This is a genomic window from Streptomyces sp. NPDC059452 (genome assembly GCF_042750035.1).
Lineage (GTDB): Bacteria > Actinomycetota > Actinomycetes > Streptomycetales > Streptomycetaceae > Streptomyces.
Genome location: NZ_JBHYVE010000049.1, coordinates 1 through 15,137, shown reverse-complemented (window position 1 = coordinate 15,137; position 15,137 = coordinate 1). Strand labels below are relative to the sequence as shown.

11 protein-coding genes are annotated in these 15,137 nt (G+C 73.0%); 7 read left to right on the top strand and 4 right to left on the bottom strand.

Annotated elements, in window-relative coordinates; translation table 11 throughout:
* Window positions 1-40: 40 nt before the first annotated feature.
* Together ACFW9Z_RS35025 and ACFW9Z_RS35020 are read right to left on the bottom strand one after the other, a co-directional pair.
* Window positions 41-1,933 carry a peptidoglycan DD-metalloendopeptidase family protein gene (locus ACFW9Z_RS35025; protein WP_384647532.1) on the bottom strand — a complete coding sequence of 631 codons (1,893 nt, stop codon included), beginning with the start codon at window positions 1,931-1,933 and terminating at the stop codon, window positions 41-43.
* 205 nt (window positions 1,934-2,138) lie between these two features.
* Complete coding sequence (locus ACFW9Z_RS35020; RefSeq protein ID WP_384647530.1) at window positions 2,139-3,041, bottom strand: lipase family alpha/beta hydrolase; 903 nt, start codon at window positions 3,039-3,041, stop codon at window positions 2,139-2,141.
* A gap of 282 nt (window positions 3,042-3,323) precedes the next feature.
* Here ACFW9Z_RS35020 and ACFW9Z_RS35015 point away from each other — a divergent pair, with 282 nt between their 5' ends.
* Window positions 3,324-3,737 (top strand): cobalamin B12-binding domain-containing protein, encoded by a 414-nt coding sequence (locus tag ACFW9Z_RS35015; RefSeq protein WP_384647528.1) that lies wholly within the window; start codon window positions 3,324-3,326, stop codon window positions 3,735-3,737.
* 59 nt (window positions 3,738-3,796) lie between these two features.
* Here the strand turns inward: ACFW9Z_RS35015 and ACFW9Z_RS35010 are convergent, their stop codons facing one another.
* The gene (locus ACFW9Z_RS35010) at window positions 3,797-5,449 is read right to left on the bottom strand and encodes a DUF5691 domain-containing protein (RefSeq protein ID WP_384647525.1); all 1,653 of its coding nucleotides are present in this window, start codon (window positions 5,447-5,449) and stop codon (window positions 3,797-3,799) included.
* 80 nt (window positions 5,450-5,529) lie between these two features.
* A complete protein-coding gene (locus ACFW9Z_RS35005) occupies window positions 5,530-7,047 on the bottom strand; it encodes an SWIM zinc finger family protein (protein ID WP_384647522.1) in 1,518 nt (505 codons plus the stop codon).
* Window positions 7,048-7,194: 147 nt separating this feature from the next.
* Here ACFW9Z_RS35005 and ACFW9Z_RS35000 point away from each other — a divergent pair, with 147 nt between their 5' ends.
* From ACFW9Z_RS35000 to sucD, 6 genes are all read left to right on the top strand, one after another.
* Window positions 7,195-7,638 carry an MmpS family transport accessory protein gene (locus ACFW9Z_RS35000; protein WP_384647520.1) on the top strand — a complete coding sequence of 148 codons (444 nt, stop codon included), beginning with the start codon at window positions 7,195-7,197 and terminating at the stop codon, window positions 7,636-7,638.
* Between the two features lie 135 nt (window positions 7,639-7,773).
* On the top strand, window positions 7,774-8,946 hold the full coding sequence (locus ACFW9Z_RS34995) for an AAA family ATPase (RefSeq protein ID WP_384647518.1): 1,173 nt from the start codon (window positions 7,774-7,776) through the stop codon (window positions 8,944-8,946).
* On the top strand, window positions 8,943-11,447 hold the full coding sequence (locus ACFW9Z_RS34990) for a DUF5682 family protein (RefSeq protein ID WP_384647516.1): 2,505 nt from the start codon (window positions 8,943-8,945) through the stop codon (window positions 11,445-11,447). The genes ACFW9Z_RS34995 and ACFW9Z_RS34990 overlap by 4 nt, the downstream gene beginning before the upstream one ends.
* Entirely contained in the window at window positions 11,444-12,703 is a 1,260-nt protein-coding gene (locus ACFW9Z_RS34985) for a VWA domain-containing protein (RefSeq protein ID WP_384647514.1), read from the top strand. Before ACFW9Z_RS34990 ends, ACFW9Z_RS34985 begins: the two co-directional genes overlap by 4 nt.
* A 285-nt stretch (window positions 12,704-12,988) precedes the next feature.
* Complete coding sequence (gene sucC / locus ACFW9Z_RS34980) at window positions 12,989-14,170, top strand: ADP-forming succinate--CoA ligase subunit beta (protein ID WP_384647512.1); 1,182 nt, start codon at window positions 12,989-12,991, stop codon at window positions 14,168-14,170.
* A gap of 20 nt (window positions 14,171-14,190) precedes the next feature.
* Window positions 14,191-15,075 (top strand): succinate--CoA ligase subunit alpha, encoded by an 885-nt coding sequence (gene sucD / locus ACFW9Z_RS34975; RefSeq protein WP_384647509.1) that lies wholly within the window; start codon window positions 14,191-14,193, stop codon window positions 15,073-15,075.
* The last annotated feature ends 62 nt before the right edge of the window (window positions 15,076-15,137 follow it).

Sequence of the window (15,137 nt, the reverse complement as noted above, 5' to 3'; positions counted from 1 at the left end):
CCGCCCCCTTCGTGTGTGCGTCTGTGTGTGTTCGTACGGCTCAGGTCGGGTCGACGCCGTGGCTGCGCAGCCATGCCAGCGGGTCGATCGACGCGCCGCCGCCGGGCCGGACCTCGAAGTGCAGGTGCGGGCCGGTGGAGTTGCCGGAGCTGCCCGCGTACGCGATGACGTCACCGGCCTTCACCGGGCCCGAGCGGATCTTGGTGCTGCTCAGGTGGCAGTACCAGGTCTCCGTGCCGTCGGCCATGGTCACGATCGCCATGTTGCCGTAGGCCCGGTTGTACTGGGTGCGCACCGTGCCGTCGGTCGCGGCCATCACCGGAGAGCCGTACCCCACGGGGAAGTCGATGCCGGTGTGCACGGACATCCAGTTGACGCCCGCCTGGCCGTAGTAGGCGCTGAGCCCGTGCTGCCGGACCGGCAGGACGAACTTGGGGCGCAGCGCCTCGCGGCGGATCGCCTCCTCCTCGCGCTTCTTCTTCTCCGCCGCCTGCCGCTCCTTCAGGTCGATGCGCTCCTGGGTGCGGCTCGCGCGCTGGCGGAAGTCGTCGCTGCCCTCGGAGAGCTGCTCCAGCTGGCTGTCGAGCCTCTTGTTGGCGGCGGCCACGGCCTTGACCGTGCTCGGGTCGGCGACGGCCAGGGAGGTGGTCTCCTCCGGCTTCTCCTCGCCGCCGATCCCGCTGACGGAGGCGGCCGCGATGCCCGCGACGCTCATCACGCAGGCGGAGGGGACCGCGACGGTCAGGAGGGCGGACCGCTTGGCGGGGCTGCGGCGGCGGGCCCGGCTGCGCGGGGCGGGGGTGTGGATCACCGTGCGGTCGACGGAGAGCGGAGCTTCGGCGGGCGTGTCGCCGTCGTCGGGGGAAGGGGCGGCGTCCGGTTCGTGGACGGCTTCGCGGGCTGTCCCGCGGGACGTTCCGTCGGCTGCTTCGTGCCCTGCTTCGTGTGCTGTTCCGTGAACGGAGTCGTGGGCCGTCTCGTGGACGGCGTCGAGGACGGCGAACTCGGCGGTGGTGGACACGGCCTCCGGCTCCTCGGCCGTACGGTCCGCTCCGGTCCGCTCGGCCGTCCCGGGGCCGTCCGCATCGGGCGTCTGCTGTTCGTACAGCTGATGCGACGTCTGTTCGGGCTCGTACGCGGCGTCCCCGGGCGTGGCGCCGGAGTTCCAGGCGGTCGCGTCGTAGGCGCCGGTGTCGTACGTCCCCGTCCCGTACGTGCCGGTGTCGTACACGCCGGTCGTGAAGGCGGTGGAGGCGTACGTACCGGTCCCGTCGGCGCCGACCGTCCCGTACGCGCCGGTGTCGTAGGCGCTCGTGTCGTACGTACCGGTTTCGTACGAGCCGCTGTCGTACGAGCCGGTGGTGCTGTACGTACCGGTCTCGTGGCCGTCCGTCCCGTAGGAGCCGTCGGTCACGTAGGCGGTGCCCGTCCCGTACGTGGGGGTGGCGTACGCGCCCGTGTCGTAGGCCCCGGTGTCGTACGTGCCCGTCTCGTACGGGGCGGAGCCGTACGCGGCGGCGGTGAACCCGGCGGCGGCCGTGGGGAACGCGCCCGTGTCGGTGGTCGCCCACTGGCCGGTCAGGTCCTGGTCGGGGGTCTGCTGCCAGGTGGGCGTCGCCCCGGTGTCCCACTGCTGGGCGCCCTGCTGGTGGGCGTCGGCGGGCTGCGTCCGGGCGGTGTACGCGTCGTACGTGACGGTCTGCTGCGCGCCCGTGTCCCAGGCAGAGGAGTCGTACTGGCCGCTGTGCGTGCTGTGCGCGTTGTGGCTGCTCTGGTCGCCGTAGGAGCCGTCGTATCCCGAGGCCGCGTACTCCGTGGTGTCGCGGGTATCAGGACCGCCGGGGAGGGAACCGAAGAGCGGGTCGGTGTCGAAGCTGCCGGTGGATCGGGTGTCGTACCCGACGGGCCCGGCGTGGGGGTGCTGGTCGTTCACCAACGTCTCTCTCGCCTCGGCAGCAGGACTGTTCTGGCTCCCGGTGAGGGGGATCCCAGGGGGAAGCAGTGGCCGCGACTGTACCCGGCAGTATGTGAGGACGACAATCTTCGGCAGGTTTTGCGTCCTCAGGAAACGGGCAATCGGCCGTCTTTCGGTGGACGGCAGGCAGAGGCTTGGCTCTACGTTCGATAGCTGTTCTATTTCAGGCCACGGAAGCCGTTCCGCTTGAGGGCGCTGTGGCCTCCCGCGCTTTCTGCGCCTCCTGCGTCTCCTGTGCTTCCCGTGCTTCCTGTGACTCCAGGGCCTCACGGACCGCGGCGGCGACCGTCGGGTGCACCGGCAGTGCGAGATGGCCGATCCCGGTGACGCGTACGTTCACCGCGTCGAGGTCGGGATGGTCGACGCAGGCCGTCTCCACCGGGACCATCACCTGGTCCAGCTCACTCCAGAAGCTGACGAACCGGGTCCGGCAGCCGGGGGCGGGGCGGCGCAGCTCCTCGATCAGCGTGGAGCCGCCGCGCATCTGCCGCACGATGGGGTGAATACCGGCTCCGGGGGCGACGGCGGTGCCGCCGTGCGGCGTGCCGAGCGTGACGAGGGTGCGCACCCGGTGGTCGCCGCCCAGCCGTTGCACGTAGTAGCGGGCGATCAGGCCGCCGAGGCTGTGCCCCACGATGTCGACCTCGCGCTGTCCGGTGCGGGCGCAGATCTCCTCCACGTGCCGGCCGAGCAGCTCGGCGGCGGTGCGCAGGTCGCGGGTGAGCGGCGAGTAGTTGAGGGAGGCCAGGTGGCGGCGGCCGTGCCGGGCCAGGGAGCGGCGCAGCAGGACGAAGACGGAGCGGTTGTCGATGAACCCGTGCAGCAGGACCACGGGCCGGTCGGCGGCCGGGGGGCCGGGCAGGGGGCTGGGGGCCGCCTCCGGCCGGAGGTCCGGCTGCGGGCCCGGGGTGGGGCGCTCCTGGGTGAGGCCGAAGGGGTAGGCGACCAGATGGCCGGTGAGGACGACGAGCTCCAGCAGGGTGGCGCCGAGCAGCGCGGTCGAGAGCCGGGGGCCCGGCAGGCCCGGGAGGCGGGGCAGTAGGGAGAGGAAAGGGAGGGCCTTCACGCCGACCTCCTGCCACTGGCGCACGGGGAGGCGGCGACGGGCCGTACCACCGTGCCGTGCGGCTGGCGGCGCGGTGGTACGGCGACCTCGTAGCGGCTCCCCAGGCGGGTGTCCCGCGCGGCCGGACGGCCGCGTCATACGGGGGACGACGCCTGGCGAACATGTCCCACGTGTGATTTCCCCCTCCCCGCCTGCCGCGAAACTGTGGCTTGCGGGATGCTGTGGATAACGTTCGTTCACATCCCCGGCCCTTCAGGCGCGGGAGACCATGTGGAGGCAGTGATGGGTGTGACCGGTCCGATCCGTGTGGTGGTGGCCAAGCCGGGACTCGACGGCCATGACCGCGGGGCCAAGGTGATCGCGCGGGCGCTGCGGGACGCCGGTATGGAAGTCATCTATACGGGGCTCCACCAGACACCCGAGCAGATCGTCGACACGGCGATCCAGGAGGACGCCGACGCGATCGGCCTCTCGATCCTCTCCGGGGCGCACAACACGCTGTTCGCGAAGGTGATCGAGCTCCTCAAGGAGCGGGAGGCGGAGGACATCAAGGTCTTCGGCGGCGGGATCATCCCGGAGGACGACATCGCCCCGCTGAAGGAGCTGGGCGTGGCGGAGCTCTTCACACCGGGCGCGACGACGACCGAGATCGTCTCCTGGGTGAACGCCAACGTCCGTCAGGCCGCCCAGGCCTGACGCGCGGGCCGCACATGCCTGCCCGGCGAGACGGAGGGGGAGGGGACAGGAGGCAGGGGTCAGGTCAGCTCCGCCTCCATCGCGGCGCGCAGGCGCAGGGTGGAGACCAGGCGCTGGAACGCCTCCGACCAGTACCCGCCCGCCCCCGGTGACGCCCCCTCCCGCTCGTCCGGGGCGGCCGTGAGGACCTCCAGCCGGTCGGCCTCGGCCGGGTCCAGGCAGCGCTCGGCCAGCCCCATCACCCCGCTGAAGCTCCACGGGTAGCTGCCGCCGTCCCGCGCGATGTCGAGCGCGTCGACCACCGCCCGCCCCAGCGGGCCGGTCCAGGGCACCGTGCAGACCCCGAGCAGCTGGAACGCCTCGGACAGCCCGTGCGCGGCTATGAACGCGGCCACCCAGTCGGCGCGTTCGGCCTCGGGCAGCACCGCCAGGAGCTTCGACCGCTCGGCGATGGACGCGGGTCCGGGGGCACCGGCCGGGGGCGCCGACGCCACCCCGAGCAGCGCCCGCGCCCACTGCGGGTCGCGTTGGCGCACCGCCGCCCGGCACCAGGCGGCGTGCAGCTCGCCCGCCCAGTCGTCGGCGACCGGCAGCGCCACGATCTCCGCCGCCGGGCGCCCGCCGAACCGCTCCTGCCAGACCCCGAGCGGGGTGGCCTCCACCAGCTGCCCGAGCCACCAGGACCGCTCGCCCCGGCCCGTCGGCGGAACGGGCACCACCCCGTCGCGCTGCATCCCGGCGTCGCACTCGTGCGGTGCCTCCACGGCGATGGAGGCGCCGGCCCCCGTACGGTCGGGGTTGACGCAGGAGGCCGCGCGGGCCGCCATCCGCCCCGCGAAGGCCGACGAGGGCAGGGCGGAGAGCAGCTCGGCGGCCGTGGCGCGGACATTGCGGCTGCGGTCGGAGAGCGCCTGCTCCAGGAACTCCTCGTCGCGGGCGCCGAGCCCCGTACGCAGGGAGTCCAGGAACATCAGCCGGTCCTCGGCCCGTTCGGTGGACCAGGTGGTGGTGAGCAGGGCGAGCGCGGCGGCGGGATCCTGCACCCGTACGGCGTCGAGCAGCGCGATCCGCTCCGCGAACAGCCCCTCCTCCCACAGCCGGCGCACCGCTTCCGGGTCGCCGGTGTCGGGGACGAGCACGCCGCCCGCCGAACCGCGTAGGGCGAACTTCCATTCGGGGTTCAGCGCGGCCAGCCACAGCCCGCGCGGCCCGGCGAACGCGAGCGCCTGGGGGCGCAGATCGGTGCGGGCCCGTGCGGCGTCGAGCAGCGGCGGCAACAGGGCGGCCGGGGCCCGGAACCCCTGCCGGTTGGCGGTGGCCAGCCACTGCGGGATGAGCTCGGTGAGGTCGGGCGCGGCCCCGCGCCGTCCGGAGGCGGTCGGCGCGGCCCGGTCGGCGAGCAGTTGGGCGAGCCGCTGCCGGGCGGCCTCGGGGAGCGGCGGGCGCGGGTCATGGGGCGCGGGCCCGGGCCTGGCCCCCGGCACGGCGGGCCGCAGCCCGGCCCGCCGCCGCAGGGTGTGCAGGGCGGCGGCGTCGAGCAGGGCCCCCGGGCCGTCGGCCGGTGCGGGGCCGCCGCGTGGGGCAGGCGGGCGGCGGTCGGTGCCCAGCAGCGCCGAGGTGACCAGCTCCTCCCAGGGGAGGGCCGCCAGGGGGTGCGCGGGCGCTGCGGAGCCCGTTGCGGGCCCGGTCGGATGGGTGGTGGCGCGAGGCATCGGGTCCCTTTCAGAGGCGTTGAGCGGTGATCGGTGGCGGTCGGTGGACGAGTGGCGGGTGCGGGTGGGGCCCCCGGGCGTCAGACGAGCCGCACGATCCCGTCCGAGGCGTCACCGGACTCGGCCCCGGCCCGGCCCTCCGCCCCCGGGTCCCAGGCCGCGAACGGGTCGAAGCCTCGGTGGCCCAGCTCGCCGAAGACCGTGACCGGGCCGCCGCCGGAGAGCGCGACGAGCTTCCACAGCCCCGGGCGGGACAGCGCCGCCGGGGCGAGGGGCAGTGCGGATTCGGCCTCCGCGTCGGCCAGTTGCCAGCCGCCCTCGGACGGCACGGGTATGACATCGCGCAGGGTGACCGGCCAGGCGTCCAGCCATGGATCGCCCCGCAGCGCGGCCCCGTACGCGTCGAGAGCGGCGGCCGTGGAGCCTCCCGGCGGCGGTGTGCCCGGCACCGGGGCGGGCGCCTTCGGACCGTGCGCCCCCAGCCCGGGCGTTTCCGGGCCACGCGCCTCCCAGCCACGCACCCCCACGCCACGCCCCTCCGGCGTCGCCACGGCGAACTGCCGGCCCACATCAGCTCGCAGGCCGCCGCCCGGATACGGCGTGAGCTCGGCGTCGATCGTCACGCCCACCGGCAGCGCGAGCTCCGGGGCGCGGCCCACCGCGCCGAAGGAGAGCAGCAGGGCCGTGCGGCCCGACTCCCTCCCGTACAGCCAGATCCGCCGGGTGACGAGCCGGCCGTCCGGGGTGTCGTACTGCGCGAGGACCAGCCAGTGGTCCCGGACCGGCGGGCCCTCGGCGGACATGGGCAGCCCCACCCTCGTCCGCACCGTCGCGGCCAGCGGGTCCGGCAGCCGCTCCCGGCCCAGCCAGGCCGTGTCCAGCAGGTGGAGCAGGCTGCACTCCTCCAGCAGCCGCACCGGCCAGCCCGGCCCGGAACCGGGGATGGACCCCAGCTCCCGGACCCGGCCCGCCAGCCCCGGCGCCTGGGCGTCGACCATGCGGGCGGCGGTCTCCTCCCAGAGGGCGTACCCCGTGCGGTCGGCGGTGGCGAGCCCGCCCCGCAGCAGGTCGGTCAGACGCTGCTCCAGCTCCTGCGCCCCTCCGGTGACGCGCTCCGCCCGGCGCTCCGCCCGCTTCCTGGCCGCGGCACCGTCGGCCGGACCGGGCGCGGGCTCCCCGCTCGCGACGGCCTGTTGCCTGGCCTGCTTGGCCTCCGCCCGCCCTCGGCGGGTCTCCAGCCACTGCGCGGCCCAGTCGGCCGGCTCGCCCCGCTGGAGCGCCCCGTCCCCGGACGCCCGGAGCAGCAGCAGCCCCAGCGCGTGCTTGCAGGGGAACTTACGGCTCGGGCAGCTGCACTTGTACGCGGGCCCCGTGATGTCGACCACGGTCTGGTACGGCTTGCTCCCGCTCCCCTTGCACAGCCCCCACACCGCCCCCGATCCGTCGAAGCCGGTCCCCGCCCAGTGTCCGGCCGAGGCCAGCTTGTTCCCCGCCTTGCGTGATGCGTCGTCAGGAGCCAGGGCCAGCACCTGCTCCACCGTCCAGCGCGCCACCGTTTCCGTGGCGGGCAAGGGTTCTCCCCCGTGAGATAGCAGCATGGGAACGACGGTAGGCGGCACCACTGACAGTCCACCCCGACCTGCGCGTTCGGTCTCCGTAACCATTTGACTTTGCCGTCCCTTTGCGTTTCCCTGCGATCTCCGCACACGGAAGAGATCCAGCGGAACAATCCAGGGGGAAACCAGATGCAGCGCACCCTGCGCACCACCCGCACCAGCAGTCCCGTACGCAAGGCCGTCTGTGCTCTTGCGGTCACCGGCCTCGTGCTCGGGCTCGGCGGCTGTTCGGCCGAGTCGGTCGCCGAGGTGGTCGACAAGAACGTGGACCAGACGTACGAGGTCACGTACGAGGTGACCGGCGAGAGCGTCGACGAGATCACGTACCACGGGGGCGGCGGCGACGCCATGGAGCCCGAGCTGGAGACCGTCGAATCGCCCACCCTGCCGTGGAAGAAGACGGTGACGCTGCGCGGCATCATGCCGCCCGCCGTCATGCCGATGGCGCTGGACGAGGGCGGCGCCGATGTCACCTGCACCATCACGTACAAGGGCAAGGTCATCAAGGAGGCGAAGGGCGACAGCATGCTCTCGGCCGGCGGCTGCGTCGCCATCTCGCCGATCGTGGGCTGATCCGCCCCCCGGAGACTGACGCCCGCGGAGTCGCCGCACGGGCCCTGACCTGCGATCAGGGCCCGTTGTCAGTGGCATGGTGCACGGTGGAACCACATCAGGTCGACGATCTGTCGACGATCTGGAGGGGGATCCATGACCGTGCCCGAAACCACCGAAACCACCGAAACCACCGCGGTCGCCGCGACCACCGCGACCACCGCGGCCGCCGTCGGCGAGGCGTCCGGCGCCGAGGCCCTGCGCCCGCACGCCGAGGACGCGTTCGCCGACGAGCTGAAGGCGCTCGCCGCCGCCGACGACCGCCCCAGGCCCGCCCGTTGGCGCCTCTCGCCCTGGGCCGTCGCCACCTATCTCCAGGGCGGAACACTGCCCGACGGTACGGTGATCACGCCCAAGTACGTGGGCCCGCGCCGCCTGATCGAAGTGGCCGTGACCACCCTGGCCACCGACCGCGCGCTGCTCCTGCTCGGCGTCCCCGGGACCGCCAAGACATGGGTGTCCGAACACCTCGCCGCCGCTGTCAGCGGTGACTCCACCCTGCTCGTGCAGGGCACCGCGGGCACCCCGGAGGAAGCCGTCCGCTACGGGTGGAACTACGCCCAGCTGCTCGCCCACGGCCCCAGCCGCGACGCGCTGGTGCCCAGCCCGCTGATGCGGGCCATGTCGGAGGGCATGACCGCCCGGGTCGAGGAGCTGACCCGCATCCCCGCCGATGTGCAGGACTCGCTCATCACGATCCTGTCGGAGAAGACCCTGCCCGTCCCCGAGCTGGGACAGGAGGTCCAGGCCGTCCGCGGCTTCAACCTCATCGCCACGGCCAACGACCGCGACCGGGGCGTCAACGAGCTCTCCAGCGCGTTGCGCCGCCGGTTCAACACGGTCGTGCTGCCGCTGCCCGCGACCCCCGACGCCGAGGTCGACATCGTCTCCCGGCGCGTCGACCAGATCGGCCGCTCGCTGGACCTGCCCGCCGCACCGGAGGGGCTCTCCGAGATCCGGCGCGTGGTGACGGTCTTCCGGGAGCTGCGCGACGGCGTCACCACCGACGGGCGCACCAAGCTCAAGTCGCCCTCGGGCACGCTCTCCACGGCCGAGGCGATCTCCGTCGTCACCAACGGCCTCGCCCTCGCGGCCCACTTCGGCGACGGCATCCTGCGCCCGGGCGATGTCGCGGCGGGCATCCTCGGCGCGGTCGTCCGTGACCCGGCCGCCGACCGGGTGGTCTGGCAGGAGTATCTGGAGACCGTGGTGCGCGAGCGGGACGGCTGGAAGGACTTCTACCGCGCCTGCCGCGAGGTCTCCGTATGAGCGGCCTGCCCTCCACCGGCCCGGTCACTTCCACCGGCCCCCTGACCACCGCGTCCGGCGCCGGGCCGCTGTTGCTGGGGGTGCGGCACCACGGTCCCGGTTCGGCGCGTGCGGTCCGCGCCGCGCTCGACGCCGCCCGGCCCGCCGCCGTCCTCATCGAGGGGCCGCCCGAGGGTGACGCGCTGCTGCCGCTCGCCGCCGACCCGCAGATGCGCCCGCCCGTCGCCCTGCTCGCCCATGCCGTGGACGACCCGGGGCGGGCGGCCTTCTGGCCGCTGGCCGAGTTCTCGCCGGAGTGGGTGGCGATCCGCTGGGCCCTCGCCCACGGCGTCCCGGTGCGCTTCATCGACCTCCCCGCCACCCACTCGCTCGCTCTGAAGGAGCCCCACGGCGAACAGCCCGGGGAGGAGGCCGCACCCGCCCCCGAGGACGAGGAGGTCACCCCCGTCGTCGACCCGATCCGGGTGCTCGCCGAGACCGCCGGATACGACGACCCCGAGCGCTGGTGGGAGGACGTCGTCGAGCACCGCTCACCGGAAGCCGATCGTTCACCCGGCACCGGCACCGGCACCGGCACCGGCACCGGCACCGGCACCGGCACCACCGGGACCGCCACAGACACCACCACCGGGGCCGCCACCGATACGACAACCGGCACCACCACCGGGGCCGCCGCCGACCCCCTGGCCCCCTTCGCCGCGCTCGCCGAGGCCATGACGGCCCTGCGTGAGGCGTACGGGGACGGCGGGCACCCCCGGGACGCCGTGCGCGAGGCGTACATGCGCATCCAGGTGCGCGGCGCGCGGAAGGAGTTCGGGGACGCCGTCGCCGTCGTCTGCGGCGCCTGGCACGTCCCCGCGCTCGCCGCGCGCACCACCCTCGCCGCCGACCGGGCCCTCCTGAAGGGGCTCCCGAAGGTCAAGGCGGAGATGACATGGGTGCCGTGGACCCACCGCAGGCTCGCCCGGCACAGCGGTTACGGGGCCGGGATCGACTCACCCGGCTGGTACGGGCACCTCTTCGCCGCCGCCGACCGGCCGGTCGAGCGGTGGATGACGAAGGTCGCCGGACTGCTGCGCGAGGAGGACCGGTTCGTCTCCACCGCCCATGTCATCGAGGCCGTCCGGCTCGCCGAGACGCTCGCGGCGATGCGGGGCCGCCCGCTGGCGGGCCTGACCGAGACCACCGATGCCGTACGGGCCGTGATGTGCGAGGGCTCCGACGTACCGCTCGCCCTCATCCAGGACCGCCTGGTCGTCGGCGAGACCCTCGGCGAGGTGCCGGACAGCGCCCCCGCCGTACCGCTCCAACGCGACCTGACCCGCAGCCAGCGCTCCCTGAGGCTCAAGCCGGAAGCGCTGGAGAAGGAGCTCGACCTCGACCTGCGCAAGGAGACCGACGCCGCCAAGAGCCGGCTCCTGCACCGGCTGCGCCTCCTCTCCATCGGCTGGGGCGAACCGGCCGAGGGCCGGGGGAGCACCGGCACGTTCCGGGAGAGCTGGCGGCTGCGCTGGGAGCCCGAGCTGCACGTCCGGGTCGCCGAGGCCGGGGTGTGGGGGACCACGGTCGGGACCGCCGCCACCGCGAAGGCCGAGTCCCAGGCCCAGGCGGCGACCGCGCTCTCCGAGGTCACCGCGCTCGCCGAGCACTGCCTCCTGGCCGGGCTGCCCGAGGCACTGCCCGTCGTGATGAAGGCCCTCGCCGACCGCGCCGCACTCGACGCCGACGTGGGCCACCTCGCCGACGCCCTCCCCGCCCTCGCCCGCTCCCTGCGCTATGGGGACGTGCGCTCCACGGACACCGCCGCGCTCGCCGGGGTCGCCGCCGGGCTGGCCGAGCGGATCTGCGTCGGCCTGCCCCCGGCCTGCACCGGTCTCGACGCGGACGGGGCCGAGGCGCTCCGCCGACAAGTGGACGGGGTGCACGCCGCGATCGGACTGCTCACCGCCGGAGCGGCCTCCGCCGAGGGGCTGCGGGACCGCTGGGATGCCGTCCTGCGCAAGCTGGCCGGGCGCGACACGGTCGCCGGGATCATCCGGGGCCGGGCCGCCCGGCTGCTGCTCGACGAGGGGCGGCTGTCCGAGGACGAGGCCGCCCGGCTGATGGGCCTGGCCCTCTCGCCCGGCACCCCGCCCACCGACGCGGCGGCCTGGATCGAGGGGTTCGTCGGCGGGGCGTCCGGCGGCGGCATGCTGCTGGTCCACGACGAGCGGCTGCTCTCCCTGGTCGACGCCTGGCTCACCGGCGTACCCGCCGACACCTTCACCGACGTACTGCCGCTCCTGCGCCGTACGTTCTCCGCCTACGAACCGGGCGTACGCCGCACCCTCGGCGAGCTGGTCCGGCGCGGCCCCGTCCCCGAGAGCGCCGGGAGCGAGGGGGCGGACCACCCGTACCCCGGCTTCGGACCGGGCCTCGACACGGACCGGGCCGACGCCGTGGAGCCGGTGGTGCACCTGCTCCTCGGCGGCCCGCCCGAGCCGGTGGAGGCGACCGCATGACCACGGACACGACTCAGGACAACGACCGAACGGGGGAGACGGTGGAGACACCGACAGAGAGGGCGCGTCCCGCCGACGGCGAGCGGCTGCGGCGCTGGCGCATGGTGCTCGGCGCGGACAGCGCGGAGAGCACCGGATGCACCCTGACCGGCCAGGACGCCGCGATGGACGGGGCGCTCACCGCCCTCTACGGAGGGGGCGGCGGGAAGAAGCCCGGCGGCCGGGGCGGCGGGCGTTCGGCGGGCCTCGGCGCGTCGGCCCCCTCCGTCGCCCGCTGGCTCGGCGACATCCGCACGTACTTCCCCAGCTCCGTCGTCCAGGTCATGCAGCGCGACGCGATCGACCGGCTCGGCCTCTCCGCGCTGCTCCTGGAGCCGGAGATGCTGGAGGCCGTCGAGGCGGACGTCCACCTCGTCGGCACCCTGCTCTCCCTCAACAAGGCCATGCCCGAGACGACCAAGGAGACCGCGCGGGCCGTCGTCCGCAAGGTCGTCGACGATCTGGAGAAGCGGCTGGAGAGCCGCACCCGGGCCACCCTCACCGGCGCCCTGGACCGCTCCGCGCGGATCAGCCGGCCGCGCCACCGGGACATCGACTGGGACCGCACGATCCGGGCCAACCTGAAGAACTACCTGACCATCCCCGGAACGGACGGCGCCCCGGACACGGGCACGGTCGTGCCGGAGCGCCTCATCGGCTACGGCCGTGCGTCACAGTCGGTGAAGAAGGACGTCATCCTCTGCATCGACCAGTCCGGCTCGATGGCCGCCTCCGTCGTCTACGCCTCGGTCTTCGGCGCGGTGCTCGCCTCCATGCGCACCCTCGCCACCCGGCTCGTCGTCTTCGACACGGCGGTCGTCGACCTCACCGACCAGCTCGACGACCCGGTCGACGTCCTCTTCGGCACCCAGCTCGGCGGCGGCACCGACATCAACCGGGCGCTCGCCTACTGCCAGTCGAAGATCACCCGGCCCGCGGACACCGTCGTCGTCCTCATCAGCGATCTCTACGAGGGCGGCATCCGCGACGAGATGCTGAAGCGGGTCGCGGCGATGAAGGCGTCCGGGGTGCAGTTCGTCACCCTGCTCGCCCTCTCCGACGAGGGGGCGCCCGCCTACGACCACGAGCACGCGGCAGCACTCGGCGCGCTGGGCGCCCCCGCGTTCGCCTGTACGCCGGACCTCTTCCCGGACATCATGGCCGCCGCGATCGAGAAGCGGCCCCTGCCCATACCGGACAAGGAGACCCAGCCGTAGAGACAGGAAGACCCAGCCCCGAATACGCCACAGGACACGCCATGGGACGCGCCACGGGACACGCCATGAGACACGCCGTCCGGCACCCTCTGTGACTGTTATCACCGCTCAGGTGTGATCTGCGATTTAGGGTCACACGGAGCGCGGGGATAACCTGCCGGATGGACATGCCGCGTACTCGGACACCGTGTACGCCTTCCTAGTGACAGCGCAGTCACGTTGCCCTTCGCGGCACGCCCACGCAGAAGAACGAACCGCGATACCACTTAAAAGGGACGGACGCGCGTGGACCTGTTCGAGTACCAGGCGAGGGACCTCTTCGCCAAGCACGGTGTACCGGTGCTGGCCGGTGAAGTCATCGACACGCCTGAGGCGGCCCGCGAGGCGACCGAGAAGCTGGGCGGCAAGTCTGTCGTCAAGGCGCAGGTGAAGGTCGGCGGCCGCGGCAAGGCCGGTGGCGTCAAGCTGGCCGCCGACGCCGACGAGGCGGTCGCCCGGGCGACCGACATTCTCGGCATGGACATCAAGGGCCACACGGTCCACAAGGTGATGATCGCCGAGCTGTCCCCGGAGATCGAGGCGGAGTACTACGTCTCGTACCTCCTCGACCGCACCAACCGCACCTTCCTGGCCATGGCCTCGGTGCAGGGCGGCATGGACATCGAGGAGGTCGCGGAGAAGACCCCCGAGGCCCTCGCCAAGGTCCCGGTCGACTCCAACTCCGGCGTGGACATCGCCAAGGCCCGCGAGATCGTGGCCCAGGCGAAGTTCCCGGCCGAGGTGGCCGAGAAGGTCGCCGAGGTCCTGGTGACGCTGTGGGACACCTTCGTCGCCGAGGACGCGCTCCTCGTCGAGGTCAACCCGCTGGTGAAGACCCAGGACGGCCGCATCCTGGCCCTGGACGGCAAGGTCTCGCTCGACGAGAACGCCGACTTCCGCCAGCCGGGCCACGAGGCTCTTGAGGACAAGGCCGCGGCCAACCCGCTTGAGGCTGCTGCCAAGGCCAAGAACCTCAACTACGTCAAGCTCGACGGCGAGGTCGGCATCATCGGTAACGGTGCCGGTCTGGTCATGTCGACCCTGGACGTCGTCGCGTACGCCGGTGAGAACCACGGCAACGTGAAGCCCGCCAACTTCCTCGACATCGGTGGCGGCGCCTCCGCCGAGGTCATGGCGAACGGCCTGGAGATCATCCTCGGCGACCCGGACGTCAAGTCCGTCTTCGTCAACGTCTTCGGTGGCATCACCGCCTGTGACGAGGTCGCCAACGGCATCGTGCAGGCGCTCGCGCTGCTCGAGTCCAAGGGCGAGAAGGTCGAGAAGCCGCTGGTCGTGCGTCTCGACGGCAACAACGCGGAGCTGGGTCGCAAGATCCTCTCCGACGCCAACCACCCGCTCGTGCAGCGCGTGGACACCATGGACGGCGCGGCCGACAAGGCCGCCGAGCTCGCCGCGGCTGCGAAGTAAGGACGAGGGACTCCAACACCATGGCTATCTTCCTCACCAAGGACAGCAAGGTCATCGTCCAGGGGATGACCGGCGCCACGGGCATGAAGCACACCAAGCTCATGCTGGCCGACGGCACCAACATCGTCGGTGGCGTGAACCCGCGCAAGGCCGGAACGTCCGTCGACTTCGACGGCACCGAGGTCCCGGTCTTCGGCTCCGTCGCCGAGGCGATGGAGAAGACCGGCGCGAACGTGTCCGTCCTCTTCGTGCCGCCGGCGTTCTCCAAGGCCGCCGTCGTCGAGGCGATCGACGCCGAGATCCCGCTCGCGGTCGTCATCACCGAGGGCATCGCCGTTCACGACTCCGCCGCCTTCTGGGCGTACGCGAGCGAGAAGGGCAACAAGACCCGGATCATCGGCCCGAACTGCCCGGGTCTCATCACCCCCGGCCAGTCCAACGCCGGCATCATCCCGGGCGACATCACCAAGCCCGGCCGCATCGGTCTCGTGTCCAAGTCCGGCACGCTGACCTACCAGATGATGTACGAGCTCCGTGACATCGGCTTCTCCTCCGCCGTCGGCATCGGTGGCGACCCGGTCATCGGTACGACGCACATCGACGCCCTCGCGGCGTTCGAGGCCGACCCCGACACCGACCTCATCGTGATGATCGGCGAGATCGGCGGCGACGCCGAGGAGCGTGCCGCCGACTTCATCGCGAAGAACGTCACGAAGCCGGTCGTCGGTTACGTCGCGGGCTTCACCGCCCCCGAGGGCAAGACCATGGGCCACGCGGGCGCCATCGTCTCCGGCTCCTCCGGCACCGCCCAGGCGAAGAAGGAGGCCCTTGAGGCCGCCGGCGTGAAGGTCGGCAAGACGCCGACCGAGACCGCCAAGCTGGCGCGCGAGATCCTCGGCGCCTGAACCAGGCAGCCGGGCCACGCGTGAACGGCGCGGGCCCGCACCCTCGAACAGGGGTGCGGGCC

What these genes read in the sequence shown, in the direction of transcription:
- ACFW9Z_RS34985 (WP_384647514.1), top strand. Translation starts at nt 11,444, where the DNA reads ATGACCACGGACACGACTCAGGACAACGACCGAACGGGGGAGACGGTG.
- ACFW9Z_RS34995 (WP_384647518.1), top strand. Translation starts at nt 7,774, where the DNA reads ATGACCGTGCCCGAAACCACCGAAACCACCGAAACCACCGCGGTCGCC.
- ACFW9Z_RS35010 (WP_384647525.1), bottom strand. Translation starts at nt 5,449, where the DNA reads ATGCCTCGCGCCACCACCCATCCGACCGGGCCCGCAACGGGCTCCGCA.
- ACFW9Z_RS35005 (WP_384647522.1), bottom strand. Translation starts at nt 7,047, where the DNA reads ATGCTGCTATCTCACGGGGGAGAACCCTTGCCCGCCACGGAAACGGTG.
- ACFW9Z_RS35000 (WP_384647520.1), top strand. Translation starts at nt 7,195, where the DNA reads ATGCAGCGCACCCTGCGCACCACCCGCACCAGCAGTCCCGTACGCAAG.
- ACFW9Z_RS34990 (WP_384647516.1), top strand. Translation starts at nt 8,943, where the DNA reads ATGAGCGGCCTGCCCTCCACCGGCCCGGTCACTTCCACCGGCCCCCTG.
- ACFW9Z_RS35015 (WP_384647528.1), top strand. Translation starts at nt 3,324, where the DNA reads ATGGGTGTGACCGGTCCGATCCGTGTGGTGGTGGCCAAGCCGGGACTC.
- sucD (WP_384647509.1), top strand. Translation starts at nt 14,191, where the DNA reads ATGGCTATCTTCCTCACCAAGGACAGCAAGGTCATCGTCCAGGGGATG.